The sequence below is a fragment of the Achromobacter deleyi genome (genome assembly GCF_016127315.1).
Taxonomy (GTDB): Bacteria; Pseudomonadota; Gammaproteobacteria; order Burkholderiales; family Burkholderiaceae_B; genus Achromobacter; species Achromobacter insuavis_A.
Map to the genome: position 1 here is coordinate 4,348,806 of NZ_CP065997.1, position 15,468 is coordinate 4,364,273.

Below are 15,468 nucleotides of genomic sequence, written 5' to 3' on the forward strand. Positions count from 1 at the left end.
AGACGCAGGCCCGTGGGGCCCGCCCGTATTCAGGGGGACGGATTGGGATGAAACGCCGTTCCGGCGGGGAGCCGTCCGGATCCGTCGGCCGGGTCCTAGGGGTTTGCGCGCAGAGGGCATAGTTGTTCAGTCTTTTGTCAACTATGGGGTTCTAGGCTTGATCTGCCGGCCCATATGTCCCCGCCGCGGGACGCGGGACCGGCAAGCCGCCGGTAAACAGCCGGCCTGTCCCGTTAGAGGAGGAGACGTTGATGGAACACACTATGGCCCCCGGGGTCTCGCCGGCGATCCCGGCGGCTGAGGAGGACCGGATCTACCGCAAAGTGGGGTGGCGGCTGGTGCCGCTATTGGTCGTCTGCTATGTCGTGGCCTACCTGGACCGCGTCAACGTGGGCTTCGCCAAGCTGCAGATGCTGCAGGAACTCCAGTTCAGCGAGACGGTGTACGGGTTGGGCGCGGGGATCTTCTTCATCGGCTACTTCCTGTTCGAGATCCCCAGCAACATCATCCTCCACAAAGTCGGCGCGCGCATCTGGATCGCGCGGATCATGATCACCTGGGGCATCATCTCGGCGTGCATGATGTTCGTGTCCAGCGTGCACATGTTCTATTTCCTGCGTTTCCTGCTGGGCGCGGCCGAGGCCGGGTTCTTCCCGGGCATCATCCTCTACCTGACCTACTGGTATCCCGCCGCCCGCCGCGGACGCATCACCACCTTCTTCATGACCGCGGTGCCGATGTCCGGCCTGATCGGCGGCCCGATCTCGGGCTGGATCATGAGCACCTTCCATGGCGGCCACGGCCTGTCGGGCTGGCAGTGGCTGTTCCTGCTCGAAGGCATCCCGTCGGTGATCATCGGCGTGCTGGTGCTGATCTACCTGGACGACCGCATCAACAAGGCCAAGTGGCTGACCGCCAATGAAAAGGCGGTGCTGATCCGCAATATCGCGGCCGAGGAGCAGCACAAGGAAGACCCGCCGATCCGCGCCGCGCTGACGCGTCCGCGGGTGTGGGCGATGGCGCTGATCTACTTCTCGTTCGTGATGGGACTGTACGGCGTGGGGTTCTGGATGCCGACGCTGATCAAGAGCACGGGCGTGCAAAGCCCGCTGGCGATCGGCCTGCTGACCGCGGTGCCCAACCTGTTCGCGGTGATCGGCATGATCCTGATCGCGCGCAACTCCGACCGCAACCGCGAGCGCCGCTGGCACGTGGCCATCCCGGCGCTGTGCGGCGCGGTGGGGCTGCTGTTCTCGGCGATCTGGAGCGGCAACACGGTGCTGGCCATCCTGGCGCTGACGGTGGCCAACATCGGCATCTGCACGGTGCTGCCGCTGTTCTGGAGCCTGCCGACCGCGCTGCTGGGCGGCACGGCCGCCGCCGCCGGGATCGCGCTGATCAACTCGGTGGGCAACCTGGCGGGCTTCGTCAGCCCCTACCTGGTGGGCTGGCTCAAGGACGCGACCGGCACCACCAACACCGGCCTGTACATGCTGTCGGCATGCCTGGTGGTCGGCGCGCTGGTGGCGCTGGCGCAACCGGCCAAGCTGGTCAACAAGTAGGCGCCAACCAGGCGCGACGGCCCCGCTTGCCGGGGCCTGCAAGCGACACGGGCGCATCCTCGCGGATGCGCCCGTTTTCTTTTACGGCACCGAGCGTCATTTGGTCTTGCTTCGCGGCGACAACGAAACTTTCCGCCTGTTTTGTGCCGAAAATGCTGGGACGTAATGCGTGAATGAATCATTCTCATTCATGCATGTTTTCCCGGCAATTTGCAGCTCGGCCTTGGTCATTCTGACCGAAGTGGCCGCGGAGTTCAAAACCATCATGACCGTTGCTTCCTCGCGTTCTGCTTTCCGCCTACCGACCCGGCTTTCCCGAAGCCACACCCACTCCAGGCGTTTCATCCCCCGCAAGACCACCACCGCCCTCTACGTCGCCCTGGCCCTCTCGGGGCAGGCGGCCAGTGTGCATGCGGTAGAGGCGGCAGCGGAAGCGCCTGCGACCCTTGCCGGCACCCAGAGCATCCTGCTGACCAAGGACAACACGCCGTTTGTCGTGCAGACGCAGCCGACCGGGCTGGATGGCGACAACGGCAAGGCTGCCGGGGCTGATGCGCCCTATGCGGCCGCGACCGATGGCAAGACGGCGTACGTCTTCACAACGCAAGACGGTTCACTGCGCGACAGCAACTTGGTGCAAATAAATACTCCCTCTTCCCTTGTCGGCGGCAAGGCGGGGGCCCCCGTCATCCAGGTTGGCGAAAATGGCGCCAACGGCGCGGATGCCATTCATGGCAGCAATCTCCGAATCATTATCGACGGCGGTTCAATCAAGGGCGGCGCGGGCAGCAATGGCGTGAATGGGCGCGGCGCCAATACCGTAGATACCGAAGGAAACGCTTTGCCGGCGTCGAAGGGCGGCAATGGCGGCAATGGCGGCGCCGCCATTGTGGGCAGCGACCTGGACATTGTGTTTACCGATGCCAAACCCGCAGGATCAATCAGTGCTGGAACGCCCGGCTTTGGGCGGCAGGGCATTGGCAAAGCAGGAGGCGATGCCCAGGAAAGCGGGGGCCATGGCCGCTATGGGGAGGCTCTCCACTTTACCGGCGGCAATAACCTGCTCACGCTTGAGATGGGCTCCATCATCAACGGCAGCGTGCTGCTCGATGCGCCTGCCGGCTCGTCCGGCAGCATGCTGCATATCTTGAATAATGCAGCAGAGTGGATTGATTTGAATGGAAGGTACTTCACAGGTTACGCCAGCATCAACCAAGGGCCGATACTCAGGAAGCCGCTGGCCAGCTCGTTTCCCGCCGATTTTTCGACTGAAGTGCAGGGTCGCATGCGCATGCCGCAACTCACCGTTGGCGAAGGCGCCACGCTGATGGTGTCGGGAAAGGGCCAAACCCGGATCGGCGATCTGGTCTTGAAGGATGGCAGCACCCTCTCCGTCATTGCCCGCAGTGCGCTTAACGGCGACGGCACGAAATCCAGCAATCCGGAAAGTTTCCGGCTTGTCCTCAACAACAGCAAAGCCACTATCAGTAAAACCGGCACGACGTTCAACCTGGCCGGCATCACCGATGGCAGCGCGGCCGATCAGTTCCTGTTCGTTACCGAGAATCAACTCAACTCGGAAGTCTTCGTCGAGGGCGATTTCGCCAAGACTGCCGTCGGCGGCATTGCCGTCACCGACAAATCGCCCGTCGACTACCTGACGTTCGCATCCGGCATCGCCATGGGCGGGGAACGGACCCAGGCGGAGGTCGATGCTGATAAATTCGGCCTCAACCTGCCTGTGATAGCGGCCCACCCCATCGGCTACCAGGCCACCTACAAACTCAGTTGGCTCGAAGACCCCGCCAAGGCGCACGGCACATTCACGATTGCCGAAGGCGGCGACTTTACCTTGGGCGCGGTGCTGGCCGATGTGAGCGCGAACACCAACACCACCACGCCATGGGATGGCAAGAGCCTGACCAAAGCGGGGCCCGGCGTGTTGCAGTTGACGGCGGCAAACCTGTATACCGGTCCCACCACGATCAACGCGGGGGTGCTGAAGGCCGGGGTGGCGGACGCGTTCGCAAAAAGCAGCGCGCTGACGATTGCCGCGGATGCCACCTTGAACCTCGGCGGGTTTTCCCAGGCCGTGAGCGCAGGCGGGGCCGTCACCAACAATGGCACCATCCTGTTCAACAGCATGAATGCCGGCAAGGCCGGCTCGAACGCGGTGAGTCTGACGGGCAACCTGACCAACGCCGGCACGCTCGATCTCGACAACGGCGACAATGCCGTTGGCAAGACACTGAAGATCATCGGCGATTGGGTCGGCGGCACCAACAGCCTGATCAAACTGGCCGCCGTCCTCGGTAACGGCGACGACAGTGTCACCGACAAAGTCGACATCACGGGCGCCGCCACGGGTTCCACCAAAGTCCAGGTGCGCAACATCAACGGCGCAGGGACGACGGGCACCACGAACGGTATCACTCTGATCACCGCTGGCGACGGTAGCGAAAACGGCGCCTTCACCCTGAACACCGACACCATCACCGCCAACGGCCTGGTCTATTCGCTTCTCAACAAGGCCGATTCGGCCAACCATAAAGTCTGGTACTTGAGCAGCGCCAAGAATAATGATGGTGATGGGGCTCAGCCCGTCCCGCCAGCCGTTAACCCGCCTGCCGTTAATCCTCCTGCGGTTAACCCTCCTGCCGGTGAGCAGCAGGATATTGACCATGCCATTCCTCCCACGATCGAGGCAGGCACCACGCTGCCTTTCGATTTCTCAAGGGCGCTGACCGCCGAAGAGAAGGCGAAGTATGTCGTCAATGCGGAGGGAGACATGATCTTCGCCGAGGGCGTGACCCTTGACATGACGATGGCCGGCATCAGCGAGGCGGAGAAGAGCGACGTCGGGATCACCAGCGTCACCGGCGCCATCAAGGGCGATCTGCCCAAGGTCACCGTCAACGGCGCGGCGCAACCCGATTATGTGACGGCCAACGTGTCTAAATCGCAGGACGACAAGACGCTGCAAGCCGGCTACAAGCTCAGCTGGAATGAAACGGCCGACAAAGCGCACGGCACCTTCACCGTTGCCGGCGGCAGCTTCGCGCTTGGCGCGGCGCTGGCCGATGTGGGTGCGAACACCAGCACCACCCTGCCGTGGGATGGCAAGACCCTGACCAAGGACGGCCTGGGTACGCTGGTCTTGACAGCTGGCAACCGCTACACCGGCGACACGATCATCAACCAGGGTGAACTGAAAGCCGGCGCCGAAAATACGTTCGCCACGAGCGCCAATCTGACGATCGCCAACGGCGCCACGCTCAACCTGGGCGGATATGCCCAATCCGTGGGCGGCAACAATCCCGGCGCCATCACCAACCGCGGCCGCATCGTGTTCAACGACATGGGCGAGGGCAAGAAGGGTGCCAGCCCGATGAGCTTGGCCGGCAACGTCGGCAACGCCGGCACGCTCGAACTCGACACCGGCGACGGCACCGTTGGCAAAACCTTCCAGGTCCAAGGCGATTGGTTCGGCGATGTCGGCAGTTTGATTTCCCTGACCGCCGCACTGGCGGGCGACGACAGCAACACCGACAAGGTCGACATCACTGGCGCAGCCACCGGCACCACCCGAGTCAAGGTCCGCAATGTCGGCGGCGCGGGGGGCGAAACCACCGCCGATGGCGGCATCACCCTCATCACCACCGGTAGCAGCGTGGCCAATGCCTTCGTGCTGGACAGCCCGGTCACCGCGGGCGGGTACGTCTACAAGCTCAGGCAGGGCCGAAAAGACGCAACCGGCAAGATCAACGAGGGCATCTGGGTCCTGAGCAGCTTGGCGGACACCCTGGTCTCGACGATTCCGTCCACAAAGCCGCTGACCATCACGGCTGGCAAGCCGCTTGGCGCCGACACCCTGAAGGACTACATCAATGAAGATGGCAACCTGAATATCGCCGCTGACGATCCCATCCAGCTGACCGATGCGAATCCGCCTGCCACCAGCGAAGCGCTGGACACGCCCAAGGCCATCCTGACCTTGCCCGCCACCGGGCCGGCCGGTAACGATACCAACGGTATCCATCTCAACGGCACGCCCAAGGTCACCGTGTTCGATACGGGCGCGACCGAGATCGATTACCTGACGCCCAGCCTCAAGGTCGCGACGGGCGACGCCAAGAAACTGGAACTCAGCTACAAACTCCGCTGGAATGAGGCCGATAAAAAGAAATCGGGTGGCAACTTCACCATCGCTGAAAACGGCACGTTCAGACTGGCGACGGCCCTGGCCGATGTGACGGGGGTGGATGTGGCCACCAATGATTTCAAGTGGGATGGCAAAGCCCTGACCAAAAAAGGCGCGGGCACGCTGGAACTGGCTGCCGTCAGCACCTATACCGGCGCCACCACCGTCGAGGCGGGCACGCTCAAGACCGCGGTTGCCAATGCAATCGCCAATACCAGCAATGTGATCATCCGGCCGGGCGCCACGCTCAACCTGGGCGCGACCAACCAGAACTTCGCCGGGATCGAGAACCAGGGGACCATCGTATTCAACGATGTGAAACCCAACGGGACGCCGGTGTCCACCCCGGTCGTCCTGAAACTCGGCACCGGCGGCGGGAGGGGAAAGTTCCTCAACGGCGGCACGCTCAATCTCAAGAACTGCGACACTTGCGCCACTCAGACCTTCACCATCGACGGCGATTGGGAAGGCAAGGATGCCAGCGCGCTGACCTTGGGCGCCGTACTGGGCGATGACAGCAGCCCCGCCGACAAGCTCATCATCCAGGGCGTAGCCAGCGGCAAGACCTTGGTGACCGTCGAAAACGAAGGCGGCAAGGGCGGTCAGACCGTGGAAGGCATTACCCTCATCACCGCCGTCGGCGGCAGTGCCGGCACCGATACCTTCGCGCTTGCCAACGACGTGACCGCGGGGGGGTATGTCTATTCGCTTCACAGCAAGGAAAATGCCGATAAGAAAGCAAACGGTATCTGGTATCTGACCAGCGCGAAACAGGCGGCGCCGGACTCCGACGACATCAGGAATCACAACGTCAGTCCCTTGTTCGGTGCCTATGCCAGCAACCTGCTGGCGGCGAACACGCTGTTCAACACCAGCTTGAGCGACCGTGAAAGCGGCGAATCCGTCGACCCGGTCACCGGCGCGCGCGGCCGGGTCTGGGCGCGGGTCGCAGGGGGAACCACGCACGGCATGATGTTCGATGGCGAAAACCGCTTCAGCGCCGATCGCAGCCTGCTGCAATTGGGTAGCTCGATCATCGCGGGCAGCATGAACGGCCAGGATGCGTGGCGCGTCGGCGTCATGGCGGGCCATGGCCAACAGCGCAGCAAAACCCGCAACGCCGCAACCGGCAACGCCCGCGGTCAAGTCGACGGCTATAGCGTTGGCGTGTATGGCACCTGGTACCAGGACGGCCAAAGCCATCGCGGCGCGTACGTCGATGGCTGGCTGCTTTACAACGACTTCGACAACAGCGCTCAAGGCAGCGGCCTCAAGGAGAAGTACAAGGCCGACGGCATGACCGCCTCGATCGAAGCCGGTTATGCCATCGACGTGACGTCCTTCACCAGCCACGGCGGCCGCGAACACCGCTTCAGCGTGCGGCCGCAAGCGCAAGTCCTGTACGGCGGCGTCAAAGCCAAGACTTTCGTGCAGCAAGACGCGGGCCCGACCACGGTCAAGGGCGAAGGCGATGGCAACATCCAGACCCGCCTCGGGGCGCGCTTGGCCATGGTCAGCAAGCCGGCCGCCGCCAGCGCCAGCCTTGCCGGCCAAGTCGAGACCGCGCTCGAATTGAACTGGCTGCACAACACCAACAAGTACGGGGTCGCGATGGGCGCCAATCGCAACTGGATTCTCGGCGCGGATAACGTCGGCGAAGTCAAGGTCGCGGTCTCGGGCAACCTGAGCGACAACCTCGCGCTGTCAGCCAATGTCACCCATCAACAGGGCGACCACCGCTACCGTGACACCCAGGGCGGCCTGAGCCTGAAGTACCAGTTCTAAGCCATCGGGGGCGCCCAGCCTGGGCGCACGGGCCGTCCCTCCCCATGCCGAATGGGCGGGACGGCCTTTTGCCGCCAGGGCCCACAGCCAGCCCGCGCGGGCTGGCCGCATCACCCGGCGTGTTCGATCACCAACTGCACCGACACCATTCCGTTCCACACGTTCTGTTCCAGCCGGTAGGCCGCCTGGATGTGTTCGGGCAGCGACTGGTCGTGGCCGAACCAGATGGCGTCGAAACGCTGCTGGCCGCGTTCGAGCGACAGCTTCAGGTGCTTCTCGCCGACCAGGCGCTGGTTGCGCACCACGAATTCATCCAGGAACAGCGGGGCGGCGAAACCCGCGCCCCAGACCTGCTGCTGCAGCAGGCCGGCGACCTCGGCGTTGGCGTAGCCGGATTCGAGCGACCCGTCGGTTTCGATGACGGGCTCGAAGGTGTCGCGGCCCGTCAGCTCGCGCACCGCGGCGTCGAAGGCGGGGGCGAAGGCCGGGAAGTCGTTGCGTCCCAGCGTCAGGCCGGCCGCCATGGCGTGGCCGCCGAACTTGCGGATCAGGTTGGGGTGGCGCTTGGACACCAGGTCCAGCACGTCGCGCAGGTGCACGTCGGGAATCGAGCGGCCCGAGCCGCGGATCTCGTCGTCGCCGGCCGGCGCGAAGGCCAGGGTGGGGCGCCAGAATTTTTCCTTCAGGCGCGAGGCCACCAGGCCGACCACGCCCTGGTGCCAGCCCGGGTCGAACACGCAGACCGTCGCGCCGGGCGCGGCGTCGGGCGCCTCCATGGCGGCCATCGCCTGTTCGCGCATCTCGGCTTCGATGGTGCGCCGTTCGCGATTGATGTTGTCCAGTTCGCGCGCCATTTCCAGCGCCTGGGCTTCGTCGTCGGTGGTCAGGCAGGCGATGCCCAGGCTCATGTCGGCCAGGCGGCCGGCGGCGTTGATGCGCGGGCCCAGCGCGAAGCCCAGGTCGAAGCCGTTGGCGGCGCGCGGCTCGCGGCCGGCCACGGCGAACAGGGCGCGCAGGCCCGGTTGCAGGCGGCCGCTGCGCATGCGCTGCAGGCCCTGCGTCACCAGCAGGCGGTTGTTGGCGTCCAGCTTGACCACGTCGGCCACCGTGCCCAGCGCCACCAGGTCGGACAGCGCATCCAGGCGCGGCCCGCCATCGGGCGCGTAGACGCCGCGGCGGCGCAGCTCGGCGCGCAGCGCCAGCATCATGTAGAAGATGACGCCGACGCCCGCCAGGTTCTTGGACGGGAAGCCGCAGCCCGGCTGGTTCGGGTTGACGATGGCCAGGGCGTCCGGCAGCGTGTCGCCGGGCAGGTGGTGGTCGGTGATGACCACGCCGATGCCGGCGGCATTGGCCGCGGCCACGCCGTCGACGCTGGCGATGCCGTTGTCCACGGTGATGATGATGTCGGGCTTGCCGGCGCGGTGGCGGCAGGCCAGCTCGACCACGGCGGGCGACAGGCCGTAGCCGGTCTCGAAGCGGTTCGGCACCAGGAAGTCGACGTCGGCGCCCATGGCCGACAGGGCGCGCAGGCCGACCGCGCAGGCGGTGGCGCCGTCGCAGTCGTAGTCGGCCACGATCAGCAGCTTCTTGCCGGCCTGGATGGCGTCGGCCAGCACGCCGGCGGCGTGCGCCGAATGCGTCAGGCCGGCCGGCGGCAACAACGAGGGCCAGGCCAGCTTGGTCTGGTCGGGATGGGTGACGCCGCGGGCCGCCCACAGGCGCGCCAGCAGCGGGTGGATGCCCGAGGCTTCCAGGGCATGGCAGGCGGCGAGGTCGGCGCGGCGGATGGTTAAGCGGGGTGAGACCACCAGGCGCTCCAGTTTTTCTTGGGCGCGGGCAGCAAGCGGAGCAGGCCCCCGCGCGGTTTCAGGGTGAGGGTGGCGCTGCGGTCGTCGCCCAGCAGCAGCAGTTCGGCGGGCGCGTCCGGCAGGCCCTTGGGACCGGCCAGCGGCCGCAGGCGCCGGTCGAGCGCGGGCAGCGCGTCGAGCCAGGCGGCCCAGTCGCCGGCGCGTTGCGGCCCGTCCAGGTCGGTCATGACCTGTTCCTGGCCGGCCGGCCGCACGGCCCACGGGGTGCCGCCGCCATACAGCCAGAGGGCGTTGACGGGCGGCAGGCCGCGCGCGGCGCGGGATTCATTGGCGGGATGCTCGTGCCAGGACATCTGGATCTCGTTGAGCAGCCGGCGCCAGGGCCGGGTTTCGGCGTCCTGGCGCCACCAGTCGTTCAGGCGCTGGCCGGCCACCGCCAGCGGGCTGGCGGTCTGGGGCCGCAGGCCGTCCGGCAGGCGCAGGCGCCAGCGGGTGGCCGACAGCGCGTCGACCGCGAAGCCGGTGCCCTCGAACAGGGGGCGGGCGGTGTCCAGCAGCGCGGCGGTTTCCTCGTCGCGCAGTTCCATCAGGGCGGGGTCGAGCAACGTGGCCTGGTCGGCGCCCAGGGCCAGGTGGACCAGTTCGGCCAGCCAGACGGGGCCGTCCGCGGCCTGGCCGGGGGCCAGCAGCGGGCCCAGACCTGCGCCCGGCAGCAGGCCGGCCTCGGGCGTGTAGCCCGCCTGGCGCAATTGCCAGGCTTCGAACGCGGTACAGCCTTGGGCACGGATATCGTGGGCCTGGACCCGGGCGCTGCCGGCTTGCAGCCAGCGGTGCAGCGTGGGCGCGCGCTCGGGCAGCAGCTTGGCCAGTTCTGCGGCGACGGGAAGGGCGGGCAAGGCGCCCGGAATGACGATCAGCATGGCCGCGATTGTAGTCGCTGGCGGGATGTCGACCCAGCCCGGGAACTAAGCCCGGCCCCGCTTGCCATAGCTTGTCATGGCTTGTCTTCCATTCCCGCATTCCGGGGACGGTTTTAGGGCCGGTTAATGCCATAATGCGCTCGTGCTGAAAATACCCTACGAACTCTGGATCGGCGCCCGCTATGCCGGGTTGGCCCGGATCCGCCAGCGACGCGGCCGCCGCGATCGCTTCATCTCTTTCATCGCCGCCAGTTCCATGGCCGGCATCGCGCTGGGCGTCGCCGCCCTGATCGTGGTGCTGTCGGTCATGAATGGTTTCCAGAAAGAGGTCCGTGACCGCATGTTGTCGGTGCTGCCGCACATCGAGCTCTATATCCCGGGCGCCGCGCCCGAGCGGGTGCTCGAGCAGTGGCAGCAGTTCGCCGATGCCGCCAAGCGCAACCCCGAGGTCAAGGCCGGCGCGCCCTTCGTGGCGGCGCAGGGCATGCTGGTGCGGGGCCAGGCCCTGCGCGGCGTGCAGGTGCGCGGCATCGACCCGGCCACCGAGGGCAATGTCTCGGACTTGCCGCGGCAGATGGTGGCGGGCAAGCTGACCGACCTGAAGCCGGGCGGTTTCGGCGTGGTGCTGGGCAACGAACTGGCCGACGGCATGGGCGTGAAGGTGGGCGACACGCTGCTGATGCTGGCGCCGCAGGGTTCCATCAGCCCGGCCGGCTTCGCGCCGCGCATGCGCCAGTTCACCGTGGTCGGCGTGTTCTCGTCGGGCCACTACGAATACGATTCCTCGCTGGCCTTCGTCGACAACGACGACGCCGCCAAGGTCTTCCGCGACAGCGGCACCGCCGGCGTGCGCCTGCGCATCGCCGACATGCAGAAGGCGCCCGAAGTCGCGGCCGAACTGCGTAACGTGCTGCCGCCGTACGTCATGGCGAGCGACTGGTCGCGCAACAACCGCACCTGGTTCGCCGCCGTGCAGACCGAAAAGCGCATGATGTTCCTGATCCTGGCGCTGATCGTGGCGGTGGCCGCGTTCAACCTGCTGTCGTCGCTGGTGATGGCGGTCAAGGACAAGCAGTCGGACATCGCCATCCTGCGCACGCTGGGCGCCGGGCCGGGCGAAGTGGCCCGCATCTTCCTGGTGCAGGGCGCGCTGATCGGCGTTATCGGCACGCTGCTGGGCGTGGCCGGCGGCATTCTCATCGCCTACAACGTCGATGTGATCGTGCCGTTCATCGAGCGCCTGCTGGGCGTGCACTTCCTGCCGCGCGAGATCTATTTCATCAGCGCCTTGCCGTCCGATCCTCAGATGGGCGACATCGTGACCATCGGCGTGACGTCCCTGGTGCTGTCGTTGCTGGCGACCTTGTACCCCAGCTGGCGCGCCTCGCGCCTGCAACCCGCACAGGTGCTGCGCCATGACTGATACCCTGACTCCGGCGCTGCAGGCCGACAAGCTGGTCAAGATCTACGACGAGGGCCCGGCCCGCATCGAGGTGCTGAGCAACGTCAGCCTGACCGTGGCGCGCGGCGAGATGGTCGCCATCGTCGGCGCGTCCGGTTCCGGCAAGAGCACGCTGCTGCATATCCTGGGCCTGCTCGACGTGCCCAGCAGCGGTTCGGTCTCGGTCGACGGCCAGCTGGCCGTCGGGCTGACCGAAGCGAAGAAGAGCCAGGTGCGCAATCGCAGCCTGGGCTTCGTCTATCAATTCCACCACCTGTTGCCGGAATTCTCGGCGCTGGACAACGTGGCGATGCCGCTGATCGTGCGGCGCGAGAACCGCGACAAGGCCCGCGAGGCGGCGCGCGAGGTGCTGGGCCTGGTCGGCCTGGCGGCGCGCGAAGGCCATTATCCGGGCCAGTTGTCGGGCGGCGAACGCCAGCGCGTGGCGTTGGCGCGCGCGCTGGTGACGCGCCCGGTCTGCGTGCTGGCCGACGAGCCCACCGGCAACCTCGACCGCCACACCGCGCACAACATGTTCGAACTGCTGACGCGGGTCAACCGCGAGTCGGGCACGGCATTTGCGATCGTCACCCACGATCCCGAGCTGGCGGCGCGCGCCGACCGCCAGTTGCTGATGGAAAACGGCAAGCTGGTTTCGGGCTGACGCCGACCGCCGCGGGTGGGGCGATAATGAGGCAAGAGACCCGGGCAAGGAGACCGCGCCCATGCTGATCGACACCCATTGCCATCTGGACGCCACCGAGTTCGACGCCGACCGCCGCGAGGTGGCCGAGCACGCGCTTGACGCCGGCGTGCAGGCCATCGTCATTCCCGCCGTCGAGCGCGCCAACTTCAGTGTGGTGCGCGAGCTGGCGGGGCAGGTGGCCGGTGGCGCCTACGCGCTCGGCATCCATCCCCTCTACGTGCAACGCGCGGCCGATGCCGACCTGGACGCCCTGCGCGAGGCCATCCGGCAAGCGCTGGGCGATCCGCGCTTTGTCGCCATCGGCGAGATTGGCCTGGACTTCTTCGTGCCCGAGATCGCCTCGGGCGAGCCGCGCGCGCGGCAGGAACATTTCTACGCGGCCCAGTTGGCCATGGCGGCGGAATTCAAGCTGCCGGTGCTGCTGCACGTGCGCAAATCGCAGGACATCCTGTTGAAGTACCTGCGGCGCCACGGCCGCATCGGCGGCATCGCGCACGCCTTCAATGGCAGCGCGCAGCAGGCCCAGGCCTTTGTCGAGCAGGGCTTCGCGCTGGGGCTGGGCGGCGCCATGACCTACGAGCGGGCCTTGCAGATCCGCCGCCATGCCACCGACGTCGACCTGCAGCACCTGGTGCTGGAGACCGACGCGCCGGATATTCCGCCGGCCTGGCTGCATCCGCCGCAGCGGCGCAACCGTCCCGGCGAGCTGGCCCGCATCGCCCGGGTGCTGGCGGACCTGCGCGGCCTGTCCGTGGCGCAGGTGGCGCAGGCCACCACGGCCAACGCCCTGCGGGTGTTGCCGCGGCTTTGTGCCGCGATCCTGGCCGACGCGGACTGAGCCGTCCCTGTTTGGTGCGGCGCGATACGGGGCGTTGTTGCCGCCTCAGGTCTGGGCGCGCGGCAGTTCGATGCGCACGCTCAGTCCGTTCGGCGCGGCGTTGCGCGCCGAGATCCGGCCCTTGTGCGCCGTGACCGCGGCGCGCGCGATGCTCAGGCCCAGGCCGGCGCCGCCTGGCGTGACGCCGGCGGCCGCCGCGCTCTGGTAGAAGGGTTCGAACAGGTACGCCAATTCCTTTTCCGGCACGCCGGGGCCGCCGTCCTCGATTTCCAGGCAGGCCTCGGCGGCATCCGCCAGCAGGCGCACGCGCACGATGCCACCCTCGGGCGCGAAACGCAGGGCGTTGCGCAGCACGTTCTCGATGGCGCTGGCCAGGCTGTCGCGATCGGCGGTCACGGGCAGCGGCGCCGGACGCCGCCAGTCGATCGAGATGCGGCGATCGCCCGCCTCGAAGCGGGCATCCTGAACCACGTCATCGACCACTTCCGCCAGGTCCAGCGTTTCGGTCGGCGAGGGCAGGGCGCCCATGCGGGCCAGCCGCAAGGTGCTGCCGACCAGGGCGTCCAGGCGCTCGCATTCGCGCTCCATGCGGTCCAGTTGCAGGTCCTGGCGTTCGTCCTTGCGGCGCGCCAGTTCGACGCCCAGCCGCAGGCGCGCCAGCGGCGAGCGCAGTTCGTGAGCGATGTTGCGCAGCAGTTGTTCGCGGGTATCGACCAGCGCCTGCAGGCGGCCGGCCATGGCGTCGAAGTCGCGCGCCAAGAGGCCCACTTCGTCCTTGCGCAGCGACAGGGCGGCGGGGCTGCGAGTCTCCAGCTTGCCGGCGGCCAGCGCGCGGGCCGCCCGCCGCAACTGGTCCAGCGGCGCCGCTACGTGGCGCGTCAGCGCCCAGCAGAACGGCGCGGTGATGGCCAGCGCGAACAGCAGCAATCCGAGCGCGACCGGGGTCAGGCCCAGCATCTCCCAGTGCGACGAATCGAACGGCAGGAACAGCATCAGCAGATGGCTGCGGTCCGGCAGGATGAGCAGCTGCGGGTGCCACCAGGACACGCGCAGCGCGTCGGGATCGGCGGCCACGTCGATGGCGGTCAGCATGCTGGCATCGGGCGAGGCGCGAAAGGCGGCCAGCCAGTCGTCCAGCCGGGTCGGCAGGCGGCGCCCCAGGATCTCGCGGTCCTGCGTGTCGACGATGTAGATCTTGAGCGCCGAATAGCGCGCATCCATGGCGGCGAGCCAGCGGCGCAGGCCGTCGGCGCCGTCGGTGCGCGCGATCTGCGTCGCGTCGCGGGTCAGGTTGCCGGGGTTCAGGCCGTCCAGCGAATCGACGCGATACCAGGCCACGGCCGCGGTCAGCATCATGCCGCAGACCGTGATGACGGCCATCGCGCCCCAGAAGGTCAGGAAGGCGCGCCAGAACAGGGAGCGGATCGGCAGCCAGGCCATCAGGCCGTGCCCGCCAGCACGTAGCCCAGCCCCCGCAGGTTGCGGATGGCGGGGGCGTCGCCGGCCTGGTCCAGCTGCAGTTTCCTGCGCAGGCTGCTGATGTGGGTGTCGATGCTGCGGTCGTAGCGGTCGGCGCTGCGGCCCAGCGCGTACAGGCTGATCTGGTCGCGCGCCACGACCTGGCCGGGCGCGCGCATCAGGATTTCCAGGATGCGTTGTTCGGCGCCGGTCAGCAGCACTTCCTGCGCGCCGAGACGGGCGCGGCCGCTGGCGGCGTCGAGCGACAGCGCGCCCACGCTCAATTCGAGCGGCGCGGGTTGCGGTGTTTCCTCGAAACGGCGCAGCACCGCGCCGATGCGGGCCTTGAGTTCGCGCGGACTGAACGGCTTGGCCAGGTAGTCGTCGGCGCCCAGCTCCAGCCCCAGCACCCGGTCGGTTTCGCCGCCATGGGCGGTGAACATGATGACCGGGCGGCGCGAATGCTGGCGCAGGCGCCGTAACAGGTCGAGGCCGTTGCCGTCGGGCAGCATCAGATCGAGCAGGACGAGATCAAAGCAACCCTGCATTGCCAAAGGCAAACCTTGAGCGCTGTTGTGCGCCAGCGTCAGCTCGATCTGGCCGGGTTCGAGGTATTCGCGCAGCATCAATGCCAGGTCGACGTCGTCGTCGATCAACAGGATGCGGCGCAGTGTCAAAGAGGGTGGAATGGACATGCGCTTGGGTTCTGTTGCTGCGGCAGCATAGCGGGTCGCTGGCGGCCGGAG

The 15,468-nt window shown here is 67.0% G+C and carries 9 protein-coding genes; 5 read left to right on the plus strand and 4 right to left on the minus strand.

The annotated features are described in order from the left end of the window. Positions 1-251: 251 nt before the first annotated feature. Positions 252-1,562: an MFS transporter gene (locus I6I07_RS19905; RefSeq protein ID WP_198483376.1), complete on the plus strand. Its 1,311-nt coding sequence runs from the start codon at positions 252-254 to the stop codon at positions 1,560-1,562. A 169-nt stretch (positions 1,563-1,731) separates the two neighbouring features. Then, complete coding sequence (locus I6I07_RS19910; RefSeq protein ID WP_198483377.1) at positions 1,732-7,548, plus strand: autotransporter outer membrane beta-barrel domain-containing protein; 5,817 nt, start codon at positions 1,732-1,734, stop codon at positions 7,546-7,548. 110 nt (positions 7,549-7,658) lie between these two features. Here the strand turns inward: I6I07_RS19910 and recJ are convergent, their stop codons facing one another. Both recJ and I6I07_RS19920 read right to left on the minus strand, forming a co-directional pair. Continuing rightward, positions 7,659-9,359: a single-stranded-DNA-specific exonuclease RecJ gene (gene recJ, locus I6I07_RS19915; RefSeq protein ID WP_198483378.1), complete on the minus strand. Its 1,701-nt coding sequence runs from the start codon at positions 9,357-9,359 to the stop codon at positions 7,659-7,661. After that, a complete protein-coding gene (locus tag I6I07_RS19920) occupies positions 9,341-10,279 on the minus strand; it encodes a hypothetical protein (protein ID WP_198483379.1) in 939 nt (312 codons plus the stop codon). The genes recJ and I6I07_RS19920 overlap by 19 nt, the downstream gene beginning before the upstream one ends. A gap of 190 nt (positions 10,280-10,469) precedes the next feature. On the opposite strand from I6I07_RS19920, the gene I6I07_RS19925 reads away from it, so the two are divergent. The 3 genes from I6I07_RS19925 to I6I07_RS19935 all read left to right on the plus strand — a co-directional run bounded on the left by I6I07_RS19925 (position 10,470) and on the right by I6I07_RS19935 (position 13,264). Next, positions 10,470-11,702 (plus strand): lipoprotein-releasing ABC transporter permease subunit, encoded by a 1,233-nt coding sequence (locus tag I6I07_RS19925; RefSeq protein ID WP_006395835.1) that lies wholly within the window; start codon positions 10,470-10,472, stop codon positions 11,700-11,702. Further along, complete coding sequence (locus tag I6I07_RS19930) at positions 11,695-12,384, plus strand: ABC transporter ATP-binding protein (protein WP_006395833.1); 690 nt, start codon at positions 11,695-11,697, stop codon at positions 12,382-12,384. Before I6I07_RS19925 ends, I6I07_RS19930 begins: the two co-directional genes overlap by 8 nt. 61 nt (positions 12,385-12,445) lie before the next feature. Beyond that, positions 12,446-13,264, plus strand: coding sequence for a TatD family hydrolase (locus I6I07_RS19935; RefSeq protein WP_198483380.1), 819 nt, complete (start codon positions 12,446-12,448; stop codon positions 13,262-13,264). A 45-nt stretch (positions 13,265-13,309) separates the two neighbouring features. Here I6I07_RS19935 and I6I07_RS19940 read toward each other — a convergent pair whose 3' ends face one another. Then, positions 13,310-14,704: a sensor histidine kinase gene (locus I6I07_RS19940; protein WP_198483381.1), complete on the minus strand. Its 1,395-nt coding sequence runs from the start codon at positions 14,702-14,704 to the stop codon at positions 13,310-13,312. After that, the gene (locus I6I07_RS19945) at positions 14,704-15,417 is read right to left on the minus strand and encodes a response regulator transcription factor (protein ID WP_198483382.1); all 714 of its coding nucleotides are present in this window, start codon (positions 15,415-15,417) and stop codon (positions 14,704-14,706) included. Before I6I07_RS19945 ends, I6I07_RS19940 begins: the two co-directional genes overlap by 1 nt. Between the last annotated feature and the right edge of the window lie 51 nt (positions 15,418-15,468).

What these genes read in the sequence shown, in the direction of transcription:
- I6I07_RS19905 (WP_198483376.1), top strand. Translation starts at nt 252, where the DNA reads ATGGAACACACTATGGCCCCCGGGGTCTCGCCGGCGATCCCGGCGGCT.
- I6I07_RS19920 (WP_198483379.1), bottom strand. Translation starts at nt 10,279, where the DNA reads ATGCTGATCGTCATTCCGGGCGCCTTGCCCGCCCTTCCCGTCGCCGCA.
- I6I07_RS19930 (WP_006395833.1), top strand. Translation starts at nt 11,695, where the DNA reads ATGACTGATACCCTGACTCCGGCGCTGCAGGCCGACAAGCTGGTCAAG.
- I6I07_RS19935 (WP_198483380.1), top strand. Translation starts at nt 12,446, where the DNA reads ATGCTGATCGACACCCATTGCCATCTGGACGCCACCGAGTTCGACGCC.
- I6I07_RS19940 (WP_198483381.1), bottom strand. Translation starts at nt 14,704, where the DNA reads ATGGCCTGGCTGCCGATCCGCTCCCTGTTCTGGCGCGCCTTCCTGACC.
- I6I07_RS19945 (WP_198483382.1), bottom strand. Translation starts at nt 15,417, where the DNA reads ATGTCCATTCCACCCTCTTTGACACTGCGCCGCATCCTGTTGATCGAC.